This window comes from Microbacterium sp. C23T (assembly GCF_053345975.1).
Genome location: NZ_JBKFBD010000049.1, coordinates 1 through 19,169, shown reverse-complemented (window position 1 = coordinate 19,169; position 19,169 = coordinate 1). Strand labels below are relative to the sequence as shown.

At 70.8% G+C, this 19,169-nt stretch carries 20 protein-coding genes; 12 read left to right on the top strand and 8 right to left on the bottom strand.

Features of this window, described 5'->3' with window-relative positions:
• Positions 1-261: 261 nt before the first annotated feature.
• On the bottom strand, positions 262-1,533 hold the full coding sequence (locus tag ACLBXX_RS19795) for an ammonium transporter (protein ID WP_447659428.1): 1,272 nt from the start codon (positions 1,531-1,533) through the stop codon (positions 262-264).
• Positions 1,534-1,801: 268 nt separating this feature from the next.
• Between ACLBXX_RS19795 and glnT the strand changes: the two genes are divergently transcribed.
• Genes glnT through ACLBXX_RS19755 form a run of 8 tightly spaced genes read left to right on the top strand, consistent with a single transcriptional unit; the run spans position 1,802 to position 9,757 of the window.
• The gene (gene glnT / locus ACLBXX_RS19790; RefSeq protein ID WP_447659427.1) at positions 1,802-3,172 is read left to right on the top strand and encodes a type III glutamate--ammonia ligase; all 1,371 of its coding nucleotides are present in this window, start codon (positions 1,802-1,804) and stop codon (positions 3,170-3,172) included.
• Positions 3,173-3,211: 39 nt separating this feature from the next.
• Complete coding sequence (locus ACLBXX_RS19785; RefSeq protein ID WP_447659426.1) at positions 3,212-4,153, top strand: glutamine amidotransferase; 942 nt, start codon at positions 3,212-3,214, stop codon at positions 4,151-4,153.
• On the top strand, positions 4,150-4,851 hold the full coding sequence (locus ACLBXX_RS19780; protein ID WP_447659425.1) for a protein glxC: 702 nt from the start codon (positions 4,150-4,152) through the stop codon (positions 4,849-4,851). Before ACLBXX_RS19785 ends, ACLBXX_RS19780 begins: the two co-directional genes overlap by 4 nt.
• A 25-nt stretch (positions 4,852-4,876) precedes the next feature.
• On the top strand, positions 4,877-6,202 hold the full coding sequence (locus ACLBXX_RS19775; protein ID WP_447659424.1) for an FMN-binding glutamate synthase family protein: 1,326 nt from the start codon (positions 4,877-4,879) through the stop codon (positions 6,200-6,202).
• A gap of 4 nt (positions 6,203-6,206) precedes the next feature.
• Complete coding sequence (locus tag ACLBXX_RS19770; RefSeq protein WP_447659423.1) at positions 6,207-6,776, top strand: HutD family protein; 570 nt, start codon at positions 6,207-6,209, stop codon at positions 6,774-6,776.
• A 10-nt stretch (positions 6,777-6,786) separates the two neighbouring features.
• The gene (locus tag ACLBXX_RS19765) at positions 6,787-7,920 is read left to right on the top strand and encodes an FAD-dependent oxidoreductase (protein WP_447659422.1); all 1,134 of its coding nucleotides are present in this window, start codon (positions 6,787-6,789) and stop codon (positions 7,918-7,920) included.
• An 11-nt stretch (positions 7,921-7,931) separates the two neighbouring features.
• Positions 7,932-9,167, top strand: a complete 1,236-nt coding sequence (locus ACLBXX_RS19760; RefSeq protein WP_447659421.1) for an allantoate amidohydrolase — start codon at positions 7,932-7,934, stop codon at positions 9,165-9,167.
• Positions 9,164-9,757 (top strand): helix-turn-helix domain-containing protein, encoded by a 594-nt coding sequence (locus tag ACLBXX_RS19755; RefSeq protein ID WP_447659420.1) that lies wholly within the window; start codon positions 9,164-9,166, stop codon positions 9,755-9,757. The genes ACLBXX_RS19760 and ACLBXX_RS19755 overlap by 4 nt, the downstream gene beginning before the upstream one ends.
• 12 nt (positions 9,758-9,769) lie before the next feature.
• Here the strand turns inward: ACLBXX_RS19755 and ACLBXX_RS19750 are convergent, their stop codons facing one another.
• Positions 9,770-10,087 carry a hypothetical protein gene (locus tag ACLBXX_RS19750; RefSeq protein ID WP_447659419.1) on the bottom strand — a complete coding sequence of 106 codons (318 nt, stop codon included), beginning with the start codon at positions 10,085-10,087 and terminating at the stop codon, positions 9,770-9,772.
• Between the two features lie 267 nt (positions 10,088-10,354).
• Between ACLBXX_RS19750 and ACLBXX_RS19745 the strand changes: the two genes are divergently transcribed.
• Positions 10,355-11,131 (top strand): alpha/beta fold hydrolase, encoded by a 777-nt coding sequence (locus ACLBXX_RS19745; protein WP_447659418.1) that lies wholly within the window; start codon positions 10,355-10,357, stop codon positions 11,129-11,131.
• An 85-nt stretch (positions 11,132-11,216) separates the two neighbouring features.
• On the opposite strand, the gene ACLBXX_RS19740 is transcribed toward ACLBXX_RS19745, so the two are convergent.
• Complete coding sequence (locus ACLBXX_RS19740) at positions 11,217-11,540, bottom strand: ArsR/SmtB family transcription factor (protein ID WP_447659417.1); 324 nt, start codon at positions 11,538-11,540, stop codon at positions 11,217-11,219.
• A gap of 16 nt (positions 11,541-11,556) precedes the next feature.
• Here ACLBXX_RS19740 and ACLBXX_RS19735 point away from each other — a divergent pair, with 16 nt between their 5' ends.
• Positions 11,557-12,021, top strand: a complete 465-nt coding sequence (locus tag ACLBXX_RS19735; RefSeq protein WP_387144229.1) for an SRPBCC domain-containing protein — start codon at positions 11,557-11,559, stop codon at positions 12,019-12,021.
• Between the two features lie 13 nt (positions 12,022-12,034).
• Here the strand turns inward: ACLBXX_RS19735 and ACLBXX_RS19730 are convergent, their stop codons facing one another.
• Both ACLBXX_RS19730 and ACLBXX_RS19725 read right to left on the bottom strand, forming a co-directional pair.
• Complete coding sequence (locus ACLBXX_RS19730) at positions 12,035-13,285, bottom strand: glycosyltransferase (protein ID WP_447659416.1); 1,251 nt, start codon at positions 13,283-13,285, stop codon at positions 12,035-12,037.
• 238 nt (positions 13,286-13,523) lie between these two features.
• Positions 13,524-14,009: a MarR family winged helix-turn-helix transcriptional regulator gene (locus ACLBXX_RS19725; protein WP_447659415.1), complete on the bottom strand. Its 486-nt coding sequence runs from the start codon at positions 14,007-14,009 to the stop codon at positions 13,524-13,526.
• Between the two features lie 94 nt (positions 14,010-14,103).
• On the opposite strand from ACLBXX_RS19725, the gene ACLBXX_RS19720 reads away from it, so the two are divergent.
• Positions 14,104-14,679, top strand: a complete 576-nt coding sequence (locus tag ACLBXX_RS19720; RefSeq protein ID WP_447659414.1) for an NADPH-dependent F420 reductase — start codon at positions 14,104-14,106, stop codon at positions 14,677-14,679.
• 33 nt (positions 14,680-14,712) lie between these two features.
• Here the strand turns inward: ACLBXX_RS19720 and ACLBXX_RS19715 are convergent, their stop codons facing one another.
• The 3 genes from ACLBXX_RS19715 to ACLBXX_RS19705 all read right to left on the bottom strand — a co-directional run bounded on the left by ACLBXX_RS19715 (position 14,713) and on the right by ACLBXX_RS19705 (position 17,968).
• On the bottom strand, positions 14,713-15,810 hold the full coding sequence (locus tag ACLBXX_RS19715; RefSeq protein WP_447659413.1) for an ABC transporter permease: 1,098 nt from the start codon (positions 15,808-15,810) through the stop codon (positions 14,713-14,715).
• Positions 15,807-16,835, bottom strand: a complete 1,029-nt coding sequence (locus tag ACLBXX_RS19710; protein WP_447659430.1) for an ABC transporter ATP-binding protein — start codon at positions 16,833-16,835, stop codon at positions 15,807-15,809. The genes ACLBXX_RS19715 and ACLBXX_RS19710 overlap by 4 nt, the downstream gene beginning before the upstream one ends.
• 122 nt (positions 16,836-16,957) lie before the next feature.
• Complete coding sequence (locus ACLBXX_RS19705; RefSeq protein ID WP_447659412.1) at positions 16,958-17,968, bottom strand: glycerophosphodiester phosphodiesterase family protein; 1,011 nt, start codon at positions 17,966-17,968, stop codon at positions 16,958-16,960.
• Between the two features lie 216 nt (positions 17,969-18,184).
• Between ACLBXX_RS19705 and ACLBXX_RS19700 the strand changes: the two genes are divergently transcribed.
• Positions 18,185-19,108, top strand: coding sequence for a Bax inhibitor-1/YccA family protein (locus ACLBXX_RS19700; protein ID WP_447659429.1), 924 nt, complete (start codon positions 18,185-18,187; stop codon positions 19,106-19,108).
• The last annotated feature ends 61 nt before the right edge of the window (positions 19,109-19,169 follow it).

The window sequence follows — 19,169 nt, the reverse complement described above, 5'->3', positions numbered from 1 at the left end:
TCCGTCACCGGCGCGTCGCTGAAATCTTCCGATTCTGTGCGCTCTCGCCGGAGTCGAGGCATCCGTCACCGTCAGGAAATGCGATTGGGCAGGTTCCCGCCCCGGGGGGGGGGGGGGCCGCCCCCGGAATCCCGCGGGCCGGGGGCGGGGGCCTCCGCCACCGTGAGGAAATGCGGTGGGGCGGGTCCCCGCACGTGGCGTGCGGGAACCTGCCCGTGAATCCAGCGAGCCGGGGACGGATGCTGCGCCCCGGCGCCGGCGTCAGGCCGGCTGCTTCTCGTCCAGCACGTAGCCCGTCTCGCCGTGCTCGGCGAGGTCGACGCCGGCGACCTCGTCCTCGTTCTTGACGCGGAACCCGAGGGTCTTGTCGATCACGAAGCCGATCACCAGCGTGAGGACGAGCGAGTAGCCCAGCACTGCGAAGGCGGCGATCGCCTGGACGATCAGCTGCGTGCCGTCACCGCCCATGAAGAGGCCGGTGCCGGTGGCGAAGAAGCCGAGGTACAGCGTGCCGATGAGGCCGCCGACGAGGTGGATGCCCACCACGTCGAGCGAGTCGTCGAAGCCCCACTTGTACTTGAGCTCGATGGCCAGGGCGCAGAGCGCACCGGCGACGAGGCCGAGCACGATCGCCCAGATCGGGGTGAGTGCCGCGCACGCCGGGGTGATCGCGACGAGACCCGCGACGGCGCCCGAGGCGGCGCCGACGGAGGTGGGCTTGCCGTCCTTGAGCTTCTCGACCACGAGCCAGGCCAGCAGTGCCGCGGCGGTCGCTGCGATCGTGTTGACGTAGACGAGGGCCGCGGTGCCGTCGGCGGCGAGTTCGGAGCCGCCGTTGAACCCGAACCAGCCGAACCACAGCAGGCCCGCGCCGAGCAGCACGTACGGCGGGTTGTGGGGCGTGTGGACGCCCTTCTTGAACCCGACGCGCTTGCCGAGCACGAGGGCGAGCGCCAGAGCCGCGGCACCGGCGTTGATGTGCACGGCCGTGCCACCGGCGAAGTCGATGACGCCGACGCCGAAGACCTCCTGCAGGCCGTAGGTGATCCAGCCGCCGTAGGCGAAGCTGCCGTCGTCGGCGAGCCCGAAGTTGAAGACCCAGCTGGCGACCGGGAAGTACACGACCGTCGCCCACACGCCGGCGAACAGCATCCAGGATCCGAACTTCGCGCGGTCGGCGATGGCGCCGGAGATCAGCGCGACCGTGATGATCGCGAACGTGGCCTGGAAGGCGACGAAGGCCATGGGCGGGTAGGCCGCCCCCTCGGGCACCTCGATGAGGCTCTCGAGCCCGATGGCCGACCAGTCGATTGACCACGGGGCGACGAGTCCGTCGGAGCCGGGGAACGCGATCGCATAACCGTAGATCACCCACAGCACGCCGATGAGCCCGGCGGCGCCGAACGTCATCATCATCATGCTGATGACGCTCTTCGCTTTGACGAGGCCTCCGTAGAAGAAGGCCAGACCGGGTGCCATCAGCAGCACGAGTGCTGCCGACAGCAGGATGAAAGTGGTGTTTCCCTGATCCATGACGCGAGCCTCTCTGCAGGCGGCCGCGGGAGGGACCGCCGGGTTGCGGTGCACCTGTGATCTGCGCCTGCAGACAGATCACTGCCGTGCAACCCATTTTCTTCACGAGCAACTCAACGGCGATTTCTGCCGCGTGAACCTTGCGTGACATCGAGTGAGACCGGTTTTACGTGCGCGAAACATGAGCGACACCTCCTCGGCGTGCACAGGTTGTTACTGTCAATCAACAAGCTTCACCAACAGTCAACCCGACCTGAGGAGAACCGCCATGACCCTTCCCGCTTTCGCCGGGGGTGACGTCGTCACCCTCCCCACCGCACCGCAGTCGCTGCGCGATCGCGCGCTGGCGGACGACATCCGCTTCATCCTCGCGGTGTTCGTCGACCTGAACGGCAAGCCCTGCGCCAAGCTCGTGCCCGTCTCGGCCGCCGACGAGCTCGAGGCCGGCGAGCTCGGCTTCGCGGGCTTCGCCGCCGGCCTCATCGGTCAGCGCCCGCACGACGCCGACCTCATCGCCGTCCCCGACCTCGACTCGTACGCGCCCATCCCGTTCGTGCGCGAGGGGCTCGCGATCGTGCACTGCGACCCGTACGTCGACGGCCAACCGTGGCCCTACGCGCCGCGCGTCATCCTCAAGCGCGCGCTCGCCCGCCTCGCCGAGCGCGGTCTGTCAGCCAAGGTCGGCGCCGAGGTCGAGTACTTCCTCGTCGACCGTTCCGAGGACGGCACGCTGACCGCGGCCGACGCCAAGGACGAAGGCCTGCGCTCCTGTTACGACGCCCGCGGCGTGACGCGCATGTACGACCACCTCGCGGCCGTCAGCGACGCGATGAACGCGCTCGGCTGGGGCAACTACGCCAACGACCACGAAGACGCCCCCGGTCAGTTCGAGCAGAACTTCAAATACGACGAGGCGCTCGTGACGGCCGACCGCGTCATCACACTGCGCTACCTCATCGGCATGCTCGCCGAACAGCGGGGCATGACGGCGACGTTCATGCCGAAGCCGTTCAGCGACCGCGCCGGCAACGGCCTGCATTTCCACCTGTCGCTGTGGAACGACGACGACGCCCCGGTGTTCCCGTCTGCGGCGGACGAGCGCGGACTCGGGCTCTCGGAAGTGGCGTACTCGTTCGTCGCGGGCATGCTGGACCACGCCCCGGGGCTGCAGCTGTTCCTGGCGCCGAGCGTCAACTCCTACAAGCGCCGCGGTGCGACGACGAGCGCCTCGGGCGCGACGTGGTCGCCGAAGCACGCGACCTACGGCGGCAACGACCGCACGCACTTCATCCGCGTGCCCGATGCGAACCGCATCGAGCTGCGCGCGGCCGACGGCTCGGCGAACCCGTACCTCGCCCTCGCGGCCGTGGTGCACGCCGGCCTCGACGGCATCGACCGCGCGGCCGACCCCGGCGCGCCGTGCGGACCCGGAGAGTTCCGCGAGACCTCGGCCGTGCTCCCCCGCACCCTCCTGCACGCGGTGCAGTCGCTCCGAGACGACGCCGTGCTGCGCGATGCGCTCGACGACGGTGGCCACGGGGTCGGCGAGTACTTCGCCGACGCCAAGGAGGACGAATTCCTCGGCTGGCACAACACCGTCACCGAGTGGGAGCTCGACCGCTACCTCACGGCGTACTGAGCGCCGCGGCATCCGTTTTTCGAACGAAAGGAACCACCCATGTGCGGAATCGCTGCACTGCAGATTCGCAACCCCGCGCTGCGCGGCGAGCTCGGCGGCCTCATGCACGGCATGCTGTGCGAGATCGTCGAGCGCGGCCCCGACTCGGCGGGCCTCGCCCTCTACGGCTCGGATCGGCTGACCCCCGAGGGATCGTCGGCGATCACGGTGATCACGGATGCCGACCCCGCGGTTCTCGCGGCGGATCTGCGCGCGCACCTGCCGGAGGGAGCGGAGCCGACGGTCGTCGCCTACGCCGAATCGGTGCTCGTCAACGCCGAGGTCGAGGCATCCGTGCTGGAAGCCGCTGTGCGTGCCGCGCTTCCCGGGGAGAGCATCATCGGCCGCGGCTCGAACGTGGCCGTGCTGAAGGGGGTCGGCCACCCGGTCGCGCTCGCCGAGGTCTACGGACTCACCGGGATCAGCGGCACGCAGGCGCTGTCGCACACCCGCATGGCGACCGAGTCGGCCGTGACCGCCGTCGGCGCCCACCCGTTCACCGTCGCCGAGGACCTCTGCCTCGTGCACAACGGCTCGTTCAGCAACCACGCCTCGATCCGCCGGTGGCTGCGCGCCGAGGGCGTGGAGTTCGACAGCGAGAACGACTCGGAGGTCGCGGCCCGCTTCATCGCATGGCGCATGGGTCACGGCGACGACCTGACGACCGCGCTCGAGGCACTGCAAGGCGTGTTCGACGGGTTCTACACGCTCGTCGTCACCACCGCCGACAGCATGGCGGTCGTCCGCGACCCCATCGCGTGCAAGCCGGCGATCATCGCCGAGACCGACGACTGGATCGCGATGGCGTCGGAGTACCGCGCCCTCGCGGGCCTGCCGGGCATCGAGGACGCCCGCATCTTCGAGCCCTCGCCCGGCGTCGTCTACACCTGGACCATCACCACCGGGGCGCTCGCGCCCGTCCTGGAAGGAGCAGCCCGATGACCCTCATCGCCCCCGCTACACCTGTGACCACGGTCGACCTCGCAGACGCGAGCGTCCGTCAGCTCAACCAGCTGCTGCACGACGCCGCCGACGGCGACGCGTTCGTCGTCGCGTCCCCGGTCGGCAGCCACAACATCGCGGTCGGCATCACAGCCGACATCGCCGTGACGGTCGAGGGCGACGTCGGCTACTACTTCGCCGGCATGCACCAGACCGGCACGGCCACCGTGCACGGCAGTGCCGGGGTCGGGCTCGCCGAGAACATCATGTCGGGCGTCGTGCACGTGACCGGCGATGCCTCGCAGTCCACCGGCGCGACCGGCCATGGTGGGCTCGTGATCGTCGACGGCAACACCGGCGCCCGCTGCGGCATCTCGATGAAGGGCGTCGACATCGTCGTGGGAGGCAGCATCGGCCACGCGTCGGCCTTCATGGCGCAGGCCGGCCGCCTCGTCGTCTGCGGCGACGCCGGCGAGGCGCTCGGCGACTCGATCTACGAGGCCCGCCTCTACGTACGCGGCGAAGTCGCCTCGCTCGGCGCCGACTGCGTCGAGAAGGAGATGCGCCCCGAGCACCTCGCCGAACTGGCCGATCTGCTCGAGCGCGCCGGCCGCAGTGAGCGACCCGAGGAGTTCCGCCGCTACGGCTCGGCGCGCAACCTGTACCACTTCAAGGTCGACAACGCCGGCTCGTACTGACCCTTCGCAACACCTGGAGCACACCATGACCCAAGATCTCGCCGCGCTCGGCCTCCGCGAATCCGCGACCTTCGACCGCGCCACCATCGCCGACATCCAGCGCGCCGCCGACACCGGCATCTACGACATCCGCGGGTGGGGAGCCAAGCGCGCACTCCCCCACTTCGACGACCTGCTGTTCCTCGGGGCGAGCATGTCTCGGTACCCGCTCGAGGGGTACCGCGAGAAGTGCGCCACCGACGTCACCCTCGGCGCGCGCAACGCGCTCGAGCCGATCCACCTCGACATCCCGGTGACCATCGCGGGCATGAGCTTCGGCGCCCTGTCCGCCAACGCCAAGGAGGCGCTCGGCCGAGGCGCGAGCGAGGCGGGCACGTCGACGACCACCGGCGACGGCGGTATGACGCCCGAGGAGCGCGGCCAGTCCAAGACGCTGGTCTACCAGTACCTGCCGTCGCGCTACGGCATGAACCCCGACGACCTGCGCAAGGCCGACGCGATCGAGATCGTGCTCGGCCAGGGCGCCAAGCCCGGCGGCGGCGGGATGCTGCTCGGCCAGAAGATCACCGAGCGCGTGGCGGGCATGCGGACGCTCCCCGTCGGCATCGACCAGCGCTCGGCGAGCCGCCACCCCGACTGGACCGGACCCGACGACCTCACCATCAAGATCGCCGAGATCCGCGAGATCACCGACTGGCGCAAGCCCATCTACGTCAAGATCGGCGCCTCGCGGCCGTACTACGACACCGCGCTCGCGGTGAAGGCGGGCGCCGACGTCGTCGTGCTCGACGGCATGCAGGGCGGCACCGCCGCGACGCAGCAGGTGTTCATCGAGCACGTCGGCATCCCGACGCTCGCGGCCATCGGGCCCGCCGTCCAGGCGCTGCAGGAGCTCGGCATGCACCGCACCGGCGTGCAGCTGATCGTGTCGGGCGGTATCCGGGGCGGCGCCGACGTCGCGAAGGCGCTGGCATTGGGAGCGGATGCTGTGGCCATCGGCACTGCGGCCCTGATCGCCCTGGGCGACAACGACCCGCGCTACGCCGATGAGTACGCGAAGCTCGGCTCTGCGGCCGGCTTCTACGACGACTTCCAGGACGGACGCGACCCCGCGGGCATCTCGACGCAGGATCCGGAGCTCTCGGCCCGCCTCGACCCGGTCACCGCCGGACGCCGGCTCGCGAACTACCTCCGCGTGCTCACCCTCGAGGCGCAGACCATCGCCCGCGCGTGCGGCAAGTCGCACGTGCGCAACCTCGAGCCCGAGGACCTGGTCGCCCTCACTGTCGAGTCCGCGGCGATGGCGGGCGTGCCGCTGGCCGGCACATCCTGGATCCCCGGGCGCAGCTGACGCCATGTCCCTCGACCTGGGCGCACTCGCTGACTTGGATGTGGTCACGCCCGCCGACGCCTCGCCGGAGTCGTGGGCGAACGGCCTCGGCGTCACGCGGGTGCTCGCGAAGCGCCTCGCGTGGCGGCTGAGCATCGCGGAGCTGCGGGGACGGATGCCGTTCTCGGCGTTCCCCGGCATCGACCGCGTGCTCATCCCGCTGAGTGCGCCCACGGTCACCCTGGCGGTCGACGGCGTCGAGCGACGGGTGACGCGGGAGCGCGGCATCCGTTTCCGCGGCGAGGCCCGCGTCGTCGCGACCGCGGATCGCGGCGGTGTCTCGGTCGTGAACCTCATGGTCAAACGCGGGCTCGCGGAACCCGCGTACCGCGTCGAACTGCACCGCGGCACGGTGCGCGTCGATCCGACGACGACCCTCACCGTGCTGCTGGCCGGAGCGGCGACGGTCGACGACCTGCCGCTCCCGCCCGGCAGCGCCCTGCTGCAGAGCCCGCGCGAACGCCGCATCCGCTGCGAGTCCGCGCTTATCGCGCGTTTCGACCTCACCCCGTCCGGCGACGAGCCGCACACCTGAAAGGCCCTGAATGTCCACTCACCCGATCGCGATCATCGGCGCCGGCCTCGCGGGCGCCGCCACGGCGTGGCAGCTCGCCCGCCGTGGACATGACGTCGTCATCCTCGAGCGCAGCGTTCCCGCGAGCGAGTGGGGCAGCTCGCACGGCTCTGCACGGATCCTGCGCTACACCTACCCCGACCCGTTCTACACCGGGCTCATGGTCGAGGCGCGGCGCGGCTGGGACGAGCTCGAGGACCTCCGCGGCGAGCGCCTCATCACGCCGACCGGCTCGCTGGACTACGGCGCCACCCGCGACCCCGCGGCGCTCGCGAGCGTGCTCGCCGACGCGGGCATCGCCCACGAACTGCTCACCGCCGCCGAGGCCGGCGACCGCTGGGCGGGCTTCGCGTTCGACGGCCCGGTGCTCTGGCACGAGAATGCCGGCGTCATCGACGCCGAGGAGACGGTGAAGACGATGGTCGCCCTCGCTGTCGCCGCGGGTGCGGAGCTGCGGCAGAACTGGGCGGCCGCCCGCGTGCTGCCGCACGGGGACGACTACCTCGTCGAGTCGGAGTCGGGTGACTCGTTCGTCGCGTCGCAGGTCGTCGTGGCGGCGGGCGGCTGGCTGCCGGCGCTGCTCGGCGGGCTCGGCCTGCCGCAGGAAGCGCTCGACGCGTTCCCGAGGCTGGAGGTGCGGCAGGAGCAGGCGCTGCACTTCCCGTATCGCGACCGCGAAACGGTGTGGCCGACCTTCATCAACAAGCGGTCCGACATCCAGGTGTACGGTCTGCCGGGCGGACGCGATGCGGACTTCCGCGGGCAGAAGGTCGCCGAGTACAACGGCGGCCGCGTCATCGGCTCGGCGCTCGAGCACGACCGCGTCGTCGACCCGGCGCGCCGCGAGCGCCTCGTCCAGTATGTCGCCGAGGCCCTGCCCGGGCTCGTGCCCGAGCCGTACGCCGAGACGACGTGCCTGTTCACGAACGCTCCGGCCGATGAGTTCATCATCGACCGCGTCGGCGGCGTGACCATCCTGTCGCCGTGCTCCGGCCACGGTGCCAAGTTCGCGCCCCTGCTGGGCGAGCTCACCGCGCGTCTCGTCACGGGCTCAGACTCGGGGGTCGCGCGGTTCCGCCCGCTCGCGGCACTGGCCGACGCATGAGCGTCGCGGGGATGCTGCGCGAGATCGCAGGAGTCGGCGCAGACCCGACGCGCGGCGGATTCAGCCGCGCCGGATACTCGGACGCCGACCGCGAGCTCCGCGAGTGGTTCACGGGGCACGCCGAGGCGCGGGGCCTCGATCTCGAGCGCGACCGCAACGGCACGATGTGGGCGTGGTGGAACCCCGGCGGCAGCACCGCCGACGCCGTGATCACGGGCAGCCACCTCGACTCGGTGCCCGGCGGGGGCGGTTACGACGGACCCCTAGGCGTGGCATCCGCTCTCGCCGCCGTGGATCTGCTGCGGTCGCGATCCGTGGTAACCGAGCGCCCGATCGGCATCGCGGTCTTCCCCGAAGAGGAGGGCTCGCGCTTCGGCGTCGCGTGCCTGGGCTCGCGCCTGATGAGCGGTGCGATCAGCCCCGAGCGCGCGCTGGCGCTCACCGACGGCGAGGGCGACACGTTCGCCGACGCCTTGCGCCGCGACGGCCTGGACCCCGCGCACGTCGGCCCCGACCCCGAGCGGCTCGCGCGCATCTCGTCGTTCGTCGAGCTGCACGTCGAGCAGGGCCGCGGGCTCATCGACCTCGGTCAGCCCTTCGCGATCGCCTCGTCGATCCTCGGCCACGGCCGCTGGCGCGTGACCGTCGACGGCCAGGGCAACCACGCCGGCACGACCCTCATGGACGACCGGCGCGACCCGATGGTCGCCGCCGCGCGGATGGTCGTCGAGATCCGCGACCTCGCCCGCCGCACGCCCGACGCGCGTGCGACGGTCGGTCGTCTCGAACCGGTGCCCGGCGGCACGAACGTCATCGCGTCGCAGGTGCGCTTCTGGATCGACATCCGCCACCCCGACGACCTCGTGACGGCGGCGCTCGTGTCGGAGGCCCGCGACCGCGTCCTCGCGGCAGCCGTCGAGGAGGGGTGTCGCGCCGAGGTCCGCGAGGAGTCGCTCAGCCCCACCGTCGACTTCGACCTCGGCCTGCGCGACACGCTCCGCGCGACGCTCGCCGACGCCCCCGAGCTCGGCACGGGTGCTGGTCACGACGCGGGTGTGCTCGCAGCATCCATCCCCACCGCGATGCTGTTCGTCCGCAACCCGACCGGCATCTCGCACTCCCCCGAGGAGCTGGTGGAGGACGCGGATGCCGAAGTCGGGGCCGTCGCGCTGGCCGACGTGCTGCAGCGCCTCGCTGCACCGGGCGCCGGGGTCGCCGCGGACACCCGCCATATGATGGCGAGGTGAGTGCCGCGATCCCCGGAGTAGACGGCGCGGGAGGCGTGCTCGAGCCGATCATCGCCCAGCAAGTGCGGCGCTACCGCGCCGAGCAGGGCATCTCGGCGGCCGACCTCGCGGCGCGCACCGGACTCTCGAAGGCGATGATCTCGAAGATCGAGTCGGCGACGACCTCGTGCTCGCTCACGACGCTGCAGCGCCTGGCCGACGGATTCGGCATCCCGGTCACGGCGCTGTTCCGGGGCTCGGCCAGCGACCGCGAGGCCTCGTTCACCAAGGCCGGCGCCGGCAGCGTCAGTGTCCGCAGCGGCACACAGCACGGGCATCTGTACCGGATGCTCGGCGTGCTGAAAGACACCCCGAACGCGCTCGAGCCGACGCTCGTGACGCTCACCGATGCCTCGAACGTGTTCCCGCTCTTCCAGCACCCGGGCACCGAGTTCCTGTACATGCTCGAGGGGCGCATGAAGTACGGGCACGGCGGCTACGAGTACGAGATGGAGCCCGGCGACGCGCTGCTCCTCGACGGCGAGGCCGCCCACGGCCCCGTCGAGCTCATCGAGGTGCCGATCCGGTTCCTCGCGATCCGGTCGCGCTGACAGCCACCGCGCTCACACGGTGTCGAACGGGTCGTCCACCATACGGGCGGGCGGCGGCGACACGATCAGGCGCGTCCGTTCCTGCATGTAGCCGACGGCCTCGTCATTCGACGGAGCATCGAGCGAATTCTGGGTGGTCTGCGTGACCAGCTCGGTGCTGGAGTTCAGCAGGAAAGTCGCCTCGACCTCGTTGCCGTCCAGCCCGATCGCGTGCAGCGAGATCGAATCGGTCTGCCCTGCCACGCCGAGTGCACGCGCATACTCCATGAGCCAGTCGGCGGACTCGTCATCGAGGAAGAGCGCCTTGTCTGCGTACGTCACGTGCTTCATGCCGCCAGGGTGCGCTTCGCGTGCCCCACCCGCCCATGTGGTTGACACCCGTGCCGAGACATGCATCCACCGCGCGCGGACGAAGCTGCTCCGCAGCTGCCCACGGGTGGGGACTCTCGATCCTCAATTGAGGACGATTGCCGAGCTGCGGACGAAATACCTGACTCAGGTCCTCGACTCGGCTCAGGTCCTCGATCGAGGACGTTGTCGGAATCGTGGATGCTGCGCCCCTGTCGCATGTCGGACGCCCGTGGTTGGCTGGCGCCCATGAACACCGTGACCTCTGCGGACGGAACCCCCATCGCGTACGACGAGACCGGAGACGGCGCGGTCGTCGTGATCGTGAACGGCGCCATGTCGACGGCCGCCGATGCCGCAGGACTGGCGACGGCGTTGGCGGATGCCGGCTTCCGAGCGGTCACGTGGGACCGCCGCGCGCGCGGCTCGAGCGGTGACGCACGCGGATCGACACCCGACCGGGAGGTCGAGGACCTGGCGGCGGTGATCGATGCGGTCGGCGGCGACGCGGCCGTGCTCGGCCACTCGTCGGGCGCGGTGCTCGGGTTGGTCGCGGCCTCGCGGGGCGTGCCCGTGCGAGCGCTGTTCCTGTCGGAGCCCCCGCTGCACTTCGGTGAGGATGAGCCGGCGGACGACCTGGCCGAGCGCTTGCAGCTGGCCGTCGACGAGGGCCGGCTCGACGATGCGATCGTCACCTTCCAGCTCGAGGGCGTGGGGCTGCCGAAGGAGATGGTCGACGGCATCCGCGCGAGCGATCAGTTCGCCGCGCTGCTGCCGCTCGCGCAGTCGACCGTGTACGACACCAACCTCACACGCGACGCGTCGACGCCGAGCCCTGAGATGCTCGCGGTCCGAGTGCCGGTCACCGTCCTGCGCGGCGCGCAGACCTTCCCGTTCCTGATCGGCTCCTCCGATCGCCTCGCCGATGCCATCGACGGTGCGGAGCTCGTCGTCGTGCCGGAATCGGTCATGCACCGGCCCGACCCCACCGCGACGGCACGGGTGGTGCGGGAGCGCCTCGCGTAACGCCGCGCCCGGTCGTTGAGCGAGCGAGGAACGAGCGAGACGGAACGCTCCGAACGCGGCGCAGAACCCTGCCCCGCGCCCCACGTCAGTCCCCGAGGCGATCGAGCAGGTCGACCGCGGCCCGGGCGTACTCGCCGATCCAGCGGTCGTGGATGCGCTTGATCGGCACGGGCGCGAGGGCCAGGTGGCGTTCGCGGCCGATCTTCCGGCCGGTCACGAGCTCGGCCCGTTCCAGCACGCGCAGATGCTGCAGCACCGTGGTGCGGTCGACTTCGGGGAAGCGGGCGCACAGTGCCCCCGTCGTGAGCGGCTCCTGTTTCAGCGCATCCAGCATGCGACGGCGCAGCGGCGCCGCAAGCGCCTTGAACACCAGGTCGTCGTCGGACCCCTTGTGCTCAACATCCATCATGTTATAAAACTACAACATGTCTGAAGAACTCACCGCACTGTCGTTCACCGTGTCGGGGCGCGTGGCGCGACCCGTCGCAGAGGTCTACGAGGCCGTCGCCGACCCCGAGCAGCTGTCGCGCTACTTCACGACCGGAGGGGCGCACGGCCGGCTCGAGCAGGGTGCCGACGTCACGTGGGACTTCGCCGATTTCCCCGGCCGCTTCCCCGTGACCGTCGTCGAGTCCGACCCGCCGCGCCGGCTCGTCATCCGCTGGGAGGCACGAGCCGGCGTGGAAGCCGAGACGACGACCACGTTCGAGTTCGAGCCCGTCGACGACGGCGCGCGCACGCTCGTGACGATCACCGAGTCGGCTTGGCAGGCGAACGCCGACGGCGCCAAGAGCGCGTTCGGCAACTGCGAGGGCTGGACCGGCATGCTCGCCGCGCTCAAGGTCTGGGTCGAGCACGGCATCAACCTGCGCGACGGTTTCTACGCCTGACCCGAGCGGCGGTTCACGCCGCGAGGCGGCGGCGCTCGGCCAGGCTCTCGATCGCCAGGCGGTACTCGTCGATCATCCGGCCGCGCGACAGGGTCGGGCGGGCGGCGAGCGCGGCATCGCGGTAGCGTGCCCGATCGTGCAGCACGACCTCCCACGCGGCGGAGATGACGTCGGGATCACGCGGCGTCACGAGCCCGAACCCTTCGACACTCCGCGCCGCGTCGCCGACGTCGGTGGTGACGGGTGTCGCGCCCGACGCCGCCCCCTCGAGCAGGCACAGCGGCGATGCTTCCCCGTACGCACTCGTGAGCGCGACGATGTCGGCGATCCGGTACAGCGCCGGCATGTCGCCGCGGATGCCCAGGGCGTGCACGCGATCGGCCGGGGCCGCAGCTGGGCCCACGCGGCCGGAGGCTCCGCTCGACGCGCCAGCGGCGAGTGGAGGGGCCGTGGGGACCACGAGCAGCGAAGCGAAGCCTTCGTTGTCGCAGGTCATGCCCGCGCCGCACAGCACATAGTGCACATCCGGCCGCGCTGCGGCGTGGCGCGCGGCCGCACGGAGGAACAGCCCCGGGTCCTTCATCGCATCGAAGCGGGCGGCGAGGAGCACCACGGGAGCGCCGAGCGGGATGCCGAGGCTCGCGCGCAGCGCGGTGCTCTCGACGTCGTCCGCGGCCGGACCGAACACGTCGATGTCGATGCCGTTCGGCACGATCCTTCGATCGAGACCGAGCGGCAGGTGCCGCGCGTAGGCCTCGTCGGTCGAGCGCGCGCACGAGATCGTGGCGCTGAGGAGTCCGGTCTCGGCCGCCTCACGGAGCCATCCGAGGGCGGGTCCGGAGTGGGTCGGATCTGACCGGTGCAGGCAGGCGGCGACGGGCACCGACGGCATCAGCCCGTGGGCGCGTAGCGCCAGCAGCAGACCGAGCGGCTGCTCCTTGAGCGAGAGCACGACATCCGCCTGCGCGATCGCCTCGGCGGCGCGGTGCAGGTCGAGCTCGCGGAACGAGGACGGATCCATCGGATCCGCGCCGGCCGTGCCGCCGAGCGCCATGATCTCGACACCCGCCGCGGCGAGCCGCTGGTAGCGGGGGTCGTCGTGGACGAACTGGACGGTGGCGTCCCGGCGCGCCTGCGCCGACAGCGACAGCACCGCATGGGACTGCTCGCCGCCAGCATGGAGCCCGGCGACGACATCGGAGTGAAGGATTCTCGCCCCGCCGGCGAAGAAGCCTTCGTACAGGGACAGCACGCGAAGGGTCATGTGGCACCTCTCGGGGGGAGGGACGACGGACGGAAGCCGGAAACCTTCGTTCCGGCCGGTCACTGTCGGCGCCGGTGCCGGTCGATCCATCGTCGGGGCCGCGCGCCTCGATGTCGATGAACGCCCGGGGTGCATCGGGTGAACGCTCCGGATGCCGCGAGCGCTGCAGTTTCCGGCACATGCTGCGTCGCGCGACGCCGCCCCTGCAGGAATCTGCAGCAGTTGCCGACCTGGCGGCTCAGCGCGGGCGGCTCGCCGCCATCCGACCGTCGGGGTCGAGCCGGGCGAGCACAGCCGCGGTGATCTCCCGCAGCTGCTCCGCCTGCTCGGGCGTGATCACGTCGAGCAGAAGGGAGCGCACGGTCTCGACATGGCCCGGGGTCGCCTGGAGCACCTTGCGGCGGCCGTCGGCGGTGATGACGGCGTCGGTGGCGCGCGCATCGGAGGCGTTGCGCTCCCGGCGCACCAGGCCGCGCGCCTCGAGCCGGGAGATCACATGCGACAGGCGAGGGAGCGTCGCATTCGTCATCGACGCGAGCTCCTTCATCTGGAGGCGGTGGTCGTCGGCGTTCGACAGCATCGACAGCGCGAAGTAGTCGAAGTGCGTGAGGTCTTCGTCGCGCAGGAGCTGGGCGTCGAGTTCGCGCGGGAGCAGTTCGAGGAGTGCGGCGAACGGCACCCAGGTGTCCTGCTCGTCGCCCGTGTAGAACCGCGGTCTGCTCATTCTCCGATTCTAGGAATAGTTGTGGCGACAAGCGAGTTATCTCTCTCAGATGCTTGAAGCTACAAGCAATTCGTCCGACAGGAGAAGAACAGCCATGACCACGATCACGATCTTCGGAAACGGCAACATGGGCCAGGCCATCAGCGGCGTGCTCGCCCGGGGCGGCGCCGACATCCAGCACATCAGCAGCGCCGATACCGGCGCCACGGTGAACGGCGACATCGTCGTGCTGGCCGTGCCTTACCCGGCGCTCGCGCAGATCGCCGCCGCGTACGGCCCGCAGCTCGCCGGCAAGACGGTCGTCGACATCACGAACCCGCTCGACTTCTCGACCTTCGACGCCCTCGTCGTGCCCGCCGGCAGCTCGGCGGCCGCGGAGCTGCAGTCCGCGCTCCCCGAGGCGAAGGTCCTCAAGGCCTTCAACACCAACTTCGCCGCGACGCTCGTGAGCGGGCGCGAGGGCGACGCCACCACCACGGTGCTCGTCGCGGGCGACGACGCCGACGCCAAGGCCGGCCTCATCGCCGCGATCACCGCGGGCGGGCTCGTGGCCGTCGACGCGGGCGCGCTGTCCCGCGCCCACGAGCTCGAGTCGGTCGGCTTCCTCCAGCTGACCCTCGCCGTGGGCGAGCAGATCGGCTGGACCGGCGGTCTCGCGCTCGTGCGCTGACCCCACTCCGCGAACGCGTCCAGAACTCCGCTTCTACGCGATGCGCGTCCCCGCCGGCAGACGGCCGGCGGGGGTGCGCGTGCGCGCCCACGCCCACCACATCAGACCCGCCGCGAGCAGCAGCTGCAGCGTCATGCCGACGAACCAGCTCGGCGTCGACTGGTCGATGACCTCGGCCGGGGTGCGCTGATCGTCCTGGGGTCTCGGGGCGCAGTCGTCCCAGCGCTGCTCGAGCTCCGGTGGCTGCTGAGCCGCGCGCACGCCGAACTTGATCTGGCCGAACAGGTCGTTCGGATTGCCGTACTCGTCGTACTGCGTGGGCGTCGCGTCGGCCAGGATCACGAACGGGTTCGCCGCCAGCAGCCACCACACCTGATCGAACCGCGGCTGGTCGTACGTCGAGGTCTGCCATTCGCCGCACCGCACCTCGATGTCGTCGTCGCACGGGTACTCGTCGCTCGGCGTCTCGCCGGGCATGCACGGGAAGCCGTCGCCGGAGTACTGGTCGTACTCGATCGAGCGATAGTGGCTCGTCACCTCGGACCGCATCGTCATGCCGACGAGTGCGAATGCGATGAGCGTGCCGATGACGAGCGCCGCGACGACGAGGTACGTGGTCGCGACCGAGAACAGCGGACGCGACAGGATGCCGCTGAGTGCCACGCCGATGGCCGAGATGATGCCCACCTCGAACACCAGCACCAGCAGCGACACCGTGATCGTCGCCGGCACTCCCCCGCCCCCGAGTGTCGCGAGCACCAGGAACGGCACCGACACCGCGACGAACGCGAGGCCCGTGACCCAGGCGGCGAGGAACTTGCCGATCAGGATCTCGAGGGTCGTCGCAAGCGTGACCTGGACGGGTGCGAGGGTCGCGGCATCCCGGTCGCCGTTGATCGCGTTGCCGCTCAGCGTCGGCGAGACGAGCACCACCAGCAGCAGCGTGATGTAGACGATCGTGGAGTAGATCGCCCCGCCCGGCCGGTACGCCGTCCCCCACGCGAGGAACGAGAGCCCGGTCACGATCGCCAGCAGCACGGCGAAGACGCCGAGCAGCACGTACCAGGCGATGCTGCGGGTGCGCTGCGTCAGCTCGAGGCCGACGATGGTGCCGAGTCGCTGACCGCTCACGACGTCGCCTCGCTCTCGTCCTCGCCCGGTGCCGGAGGTTCGGACGGCGGTGGGTCTTGGGGCGGTCGTCCGTCGCCGAGGTCGAGGAACGTGCGCTCGAGCGCACCCTGTGCGGCCGCGAACTCCACCACGTCGAGTCCGGCGCCGACGAGGTCGCGCAGCCCGGCGGCCGCGGCATCCTCCGATTCGAACGACACCACGACATCGCGGCGGTCGACGCCCAGGCTCTCGGCCGGGATCCGCAGCGCGCCCGCCACCTGCTCGACGGCGACGTATGCCTCAGCCCCCGCCAGCCGCACCCGCCAGGGGCGCGCGCGGCGCGAAGCCGCCTCGACGCGGGCGGGGTCGACGGTCACGCCGGCCATGAGGAAGACGGCGTCGTCGACGACCTCCTCGAGCTCGGACAGGATGTGGCTCGACACCAGCACGGTGCGCCCCTCGGCGGCGAACCGCCGCAGCAGCAGCCGCAGGTCGATGCGGGCCTGGGGGTCGAGACCCGACGCCGGCTCGTCGAGCAGCAGCACGCGGGGGTCGTGCACGAGTGCCCTCGCGAGTCCGAGGCGCTGCTTCTGCCCCCGTGACAGCACGCGGGCGGGGGCGTCGGCGAGATCGACCAGGCCGACCTCACCCAGAAGGACGTCGGCGCGGACGGATGCCTCGGCCCGCGGCATCCCGTACAGCCTCGCTGTGACCGCCAGCGTCTCGCGCGACGTGAGCGAGTTCCAGGCGCCGAGCGCGTCGGGCATCCAGCCGAGCAGCGCCCTGGCCGCCTGCGGGTCGGTGACGGGGTCGACGCCGTCGATTCGGATCGAGCCGGCATCGGGTGCCAGGAGCGACGCGAGCATCAGCAGCAGCGTGGTCTTGCCCGAGCCGTTCGGGCCGACGAGGCCGGTGACCCGGCCGGCCTGCGCCCGCAGTGTGACGTTGCGGACGGCCTGCACCTCGCCGAACGCGCGACGCGCGCCCTGCACGACGATGCCGGGCTCGGCGGGGATTCCTGGGGCCTGAGGGGCCGGACTCGGCATGCTCACGCGCCCACCCTAGCGAGCCCGCGCGGCTCGGCCGCGTTGATGAGACGGGGAGTGTCAAGACACGCCGCATCCCGCGAGCGAAGCGGCGTGTCGCGCCACCCGGCCCGGCCGCGAGCTCAGGCGCGGAAGAACTCCACACCGAGATCGGGGTGGTCGACGAAGACACCGTCGACGCCTGCCTCGCGGATCACCGCCCACTCGGACTCCCAGTCGCCGAACGACGCCGGGCCGCCGCGCGTGCGGAACTGCCCGATGAGGAACCTGTTCTCGGGACGACACGTCCACGTGAAGACGCGCAGCCCGCGGTCGTGCGCGTCGGCGACGACGCGCGACGGGCCGACGGTGCGGCCGAGCCGGTCGGGGCGGAGGATGGTGCGCTTGTCGACGCTGATCCCGTCCACGCGCCCGACGAGCCCGTCGAGCCCTCCGGGTGCGGCGGTCTGCCGGTACGTCAACGATGCCTTGCCGTGTGCGCTGAAGAGGTCGAACGGACGCCCCGCGTCCTCGAGCAGATACACGTAGGAGCCACGGATGCCGCGTTCTTGAAGCGCGAACAGCACGGTCGACTCGAACGACTCGATGGTGAGGGGCAGCTCGCCCGACGCCCAGCCCGCCTCGCGGAGCTCGGCGTCGACGAGCGCGGCGACATCCCACCCGATCGACGCGAAGTAGGTCGCGTGCTTGATCTCGAGCACGACGCCGATCTCGCGGCCGAACTCGAGCGAGGCGTCGCGCGCCGCGTCGAGCACGTCCCGCAGCCGCAGCACGGGCTGCTCGTCGTCGAAGCTCGCGCTCGTGGGCCGCACGTCCGAGATCCGCTCGCGGCACCGCAGCGTCGACAGTTCGTCCCATGTGAAGTCCTCGGTGAACCAGCCGGTCAGCTCGGCGCCGTCCACGTACTTCGTCGCGTGACGGTCGGCGAACTCGGGCCGGGTCGCCACGTCGGTCGTTCCCGAGATCTCGTTCTCGTGCCGCACGACCAGCACGCCGTCCTTCGACACCACGACATCCGGTTCGACCGCGTCGACGCCCATCTCGAAGGCGAGCGCGTACGACGAGCGCGAGTGCTCGGGCCGGTACCCGGGCGCACCGCGGTGTCCGATCACGAGCGGATGACGACGGGGCACCGCTTCAGCGTAACCACGAGCGCCCGAGGTGTCGGGTGCCGCAGCTGGGTCCACGCGCCCGGAGGCTCCCGCCAACGCGCCAGCGTTGCCGGGAGGGGGCGTGGGGACCGTTCATAGTCAGCTCACAGCGCCGACCCGTGCCCGGTCACGGCCGGTCGGATAGTGTTGATCAACAGCATCGTGCTGGGATTCCCTTGACATTGGAGTGTGAGAGCAGTGGCCCTCAACAACCCCGCGTTCAACAACCCGGCCTTCCAGGACCCGAAGGCCGTTCAGACCTACCCCGGCGGTTCGCAGGCGGCGAACCTGGGCGGGCAGTCGCAGTTCGCGACGGCGCAGCGCGCCGGAACGGATGCTGCGGCTCAGGCGCAGCTCGAAGGCATGTACGCGGCACCGTCCGCGGGTGCCGTCGAGACCGGCCGCATGTCGTACGAAGACACCATCTGGAAGACCGTCGGCCTCTTCGCCATCCTTCTCGTCACCGCCACCGTCGGCTGGGTGTGGACGATGGCGGGTGTCACGCCGACAAACCCGAACCCGTCGATCCTCCCCTGGATGATCGGTGCGCTCGGCGGCTTCGTGCTGGCGATGGTCGTCATCTTCACCTCGCGCAAGAAGATCCGCCCGGCGCTGATCTTCGGCTACGCCGCCTTCGAGGGCCTCTTCGTCGGCGCCATCTCGGCCTTCTTCGAGTTCCTGTGGCCGGGCATCGTCGTCCAGGCCACCCTGGCAACGCTCGCGGTCGTCGGTGTGACCCTCGCTCTGTTCGCAAGCGGCAAGATCCGCGCCTCCAAGCGCGCCACCAAGGTGTTCATGATCGCGATGATCGGCTACCTGGTGTTCTCGCTGGTGAACATCTTCCTCATGCTCTTCAACGTCCCGATCGCCGGTGGCGCGTTCGGCCTGCTGAGCGAGAAGAGCCCGCTCTTCGGCATCCCGTGGGGCGTCCTCATCGGTGTGTTCGTCGTGATCATGGCGGCGTACTCCCTGGTGCTCGACTTCGACAACATCCAGCAGGGCGTCCGCAACGGTGCTCCCCGTCAGTTCGGCTGGCTGGGCGCGTTCGGCATCATGGTGACCGTCGTCTGGCTGTACCTCGAGATCCTGCGCATCCTCGCGATCGCGCGCGGCAACAACTGACGCCCAGCGCTTCGCTTTCGAACGGGCGCCCCCGCGCCCCCCGCGGCGGCCGGCTGTTCCC

Excerpts from the sequence above, each read along its gene's own strand:
- ACLBXX_RS19740 (WP_447659417.1), bottom strand. The coding sequence starts at position 11,540 with ATGATGGATGTTGAGCACAAGGGGTCCGACGACGACCTGGTGTTCAAG.
- ACLBXX_RS19760 (WP_447659421.1), top strand. The coding sequence starts at position 7,932 with ATGCTGCGCGAGATCGCAGGAGTCGGCGCAGACCCGACGCGCGGCGGA.
- ACLBXX_RS19745 (WP_447659418.1), top strand. The coding sequence starts at position 10,355 with ATGAACACCGTGACCTCTGCGGACGGAACCCCCATCGCGTACGACGAG.
- ACLBXX_RS19770 (WP_447659423.1), top strand. The coding sequence starts at position 6,207 with ATGTCCCTCGACCTGGGCGCACTCGCTGACTTGGATGTGGTCACGCCC.
- ACLBXX_RS19735 (WP_387144229.1), top strand. The coding sequence starts at position 11,557 with ATGTCTGAAGAACTCACCGCACTGTCGTTCACCGTGTCGGGGCGCGTG.
- ACLBXX_RS19750 (WP_447659419.1), bottom strand. The coding sequence starts at position 10,087 with ATGAAGCACGTGACGTACGCAGACAAGGCGCTCTTCCTCGATGACGAG.
- ACLBXX_RS19710 (WP_447659430.1), bottom strand. The coding sequence starts at position 16,835 with ATGCCGAGTCCGGCCCCTCAGGCCCCAGGAATCCCCGCCGAGCCCGGC.
- ACLBXX_RS19785 (WP_447659426.1), top strand. The coding sequence starts at position 3,212 with ATGTGCGGAATCGCTGCACTGCAGATTCGCAACCCCGCGCTGCGCGGC.
- ACLBXX_RS19725 (WP_447659415.1), bottom strand. The coding sequence starts at position 14,009 with ATGAGCAGACCGCGGTTCTACACGGGCGACGAGCAGGACACCTGGGTG.
- ACLBXX_RS19775 (WP_447659424.1), top strand. The coding sequence starts at position 4,877 with ATGACCCAAGATCTCGCCGCGCTCGGCCTCCGCGAATCCGCGACCTTC.
- ACLBXX_RS19780 (WP_447659425.1), top strand. The coding sequence starts at position 4,150 with ATGACCCTCATCGCCCCCGCTACACCTGTGACCACGGTCGACCTCGCA.
- ACLBXX_RS19730 (WP_447659416.1), bottom strand. The coding sequence starts at position 13,285 with ATGACCCTTCGCGTGCTGTCCCTGTACGAAGGCTTCTTCGCCGGCGGG.
- ACLBXX_RS19795 (WP_447659428.1), bottom strand. The coding sequence starts at position 1,533 with ATGGATCAGGGAAACACCACTTTCATCCTGCTGTCGGCAGCACTCGTG.
- ACLBXX_RS19720 (WP_447659414.1), top strand. The coding sequence starts at position 14,104 with ATGACCACGATCACGATCTTCGGAAACGGCAACATGGGCCAGGCCATC.
- glnT (WP_447659427.1), top strand. The coding sequence starts at position 1,802 with ATGACCCTTCCCGCTTTCGCCGGGGGTGACGTCGTCACCCTCCCCACC.
- ACLBXX_RS19765 (WP_447659422.1), top strand. The coding sequence starts at position 6,787 with ATGTCCACTCACCCGATCGCGATCATCGGCGCCGGCCTCGCGGGCGCC.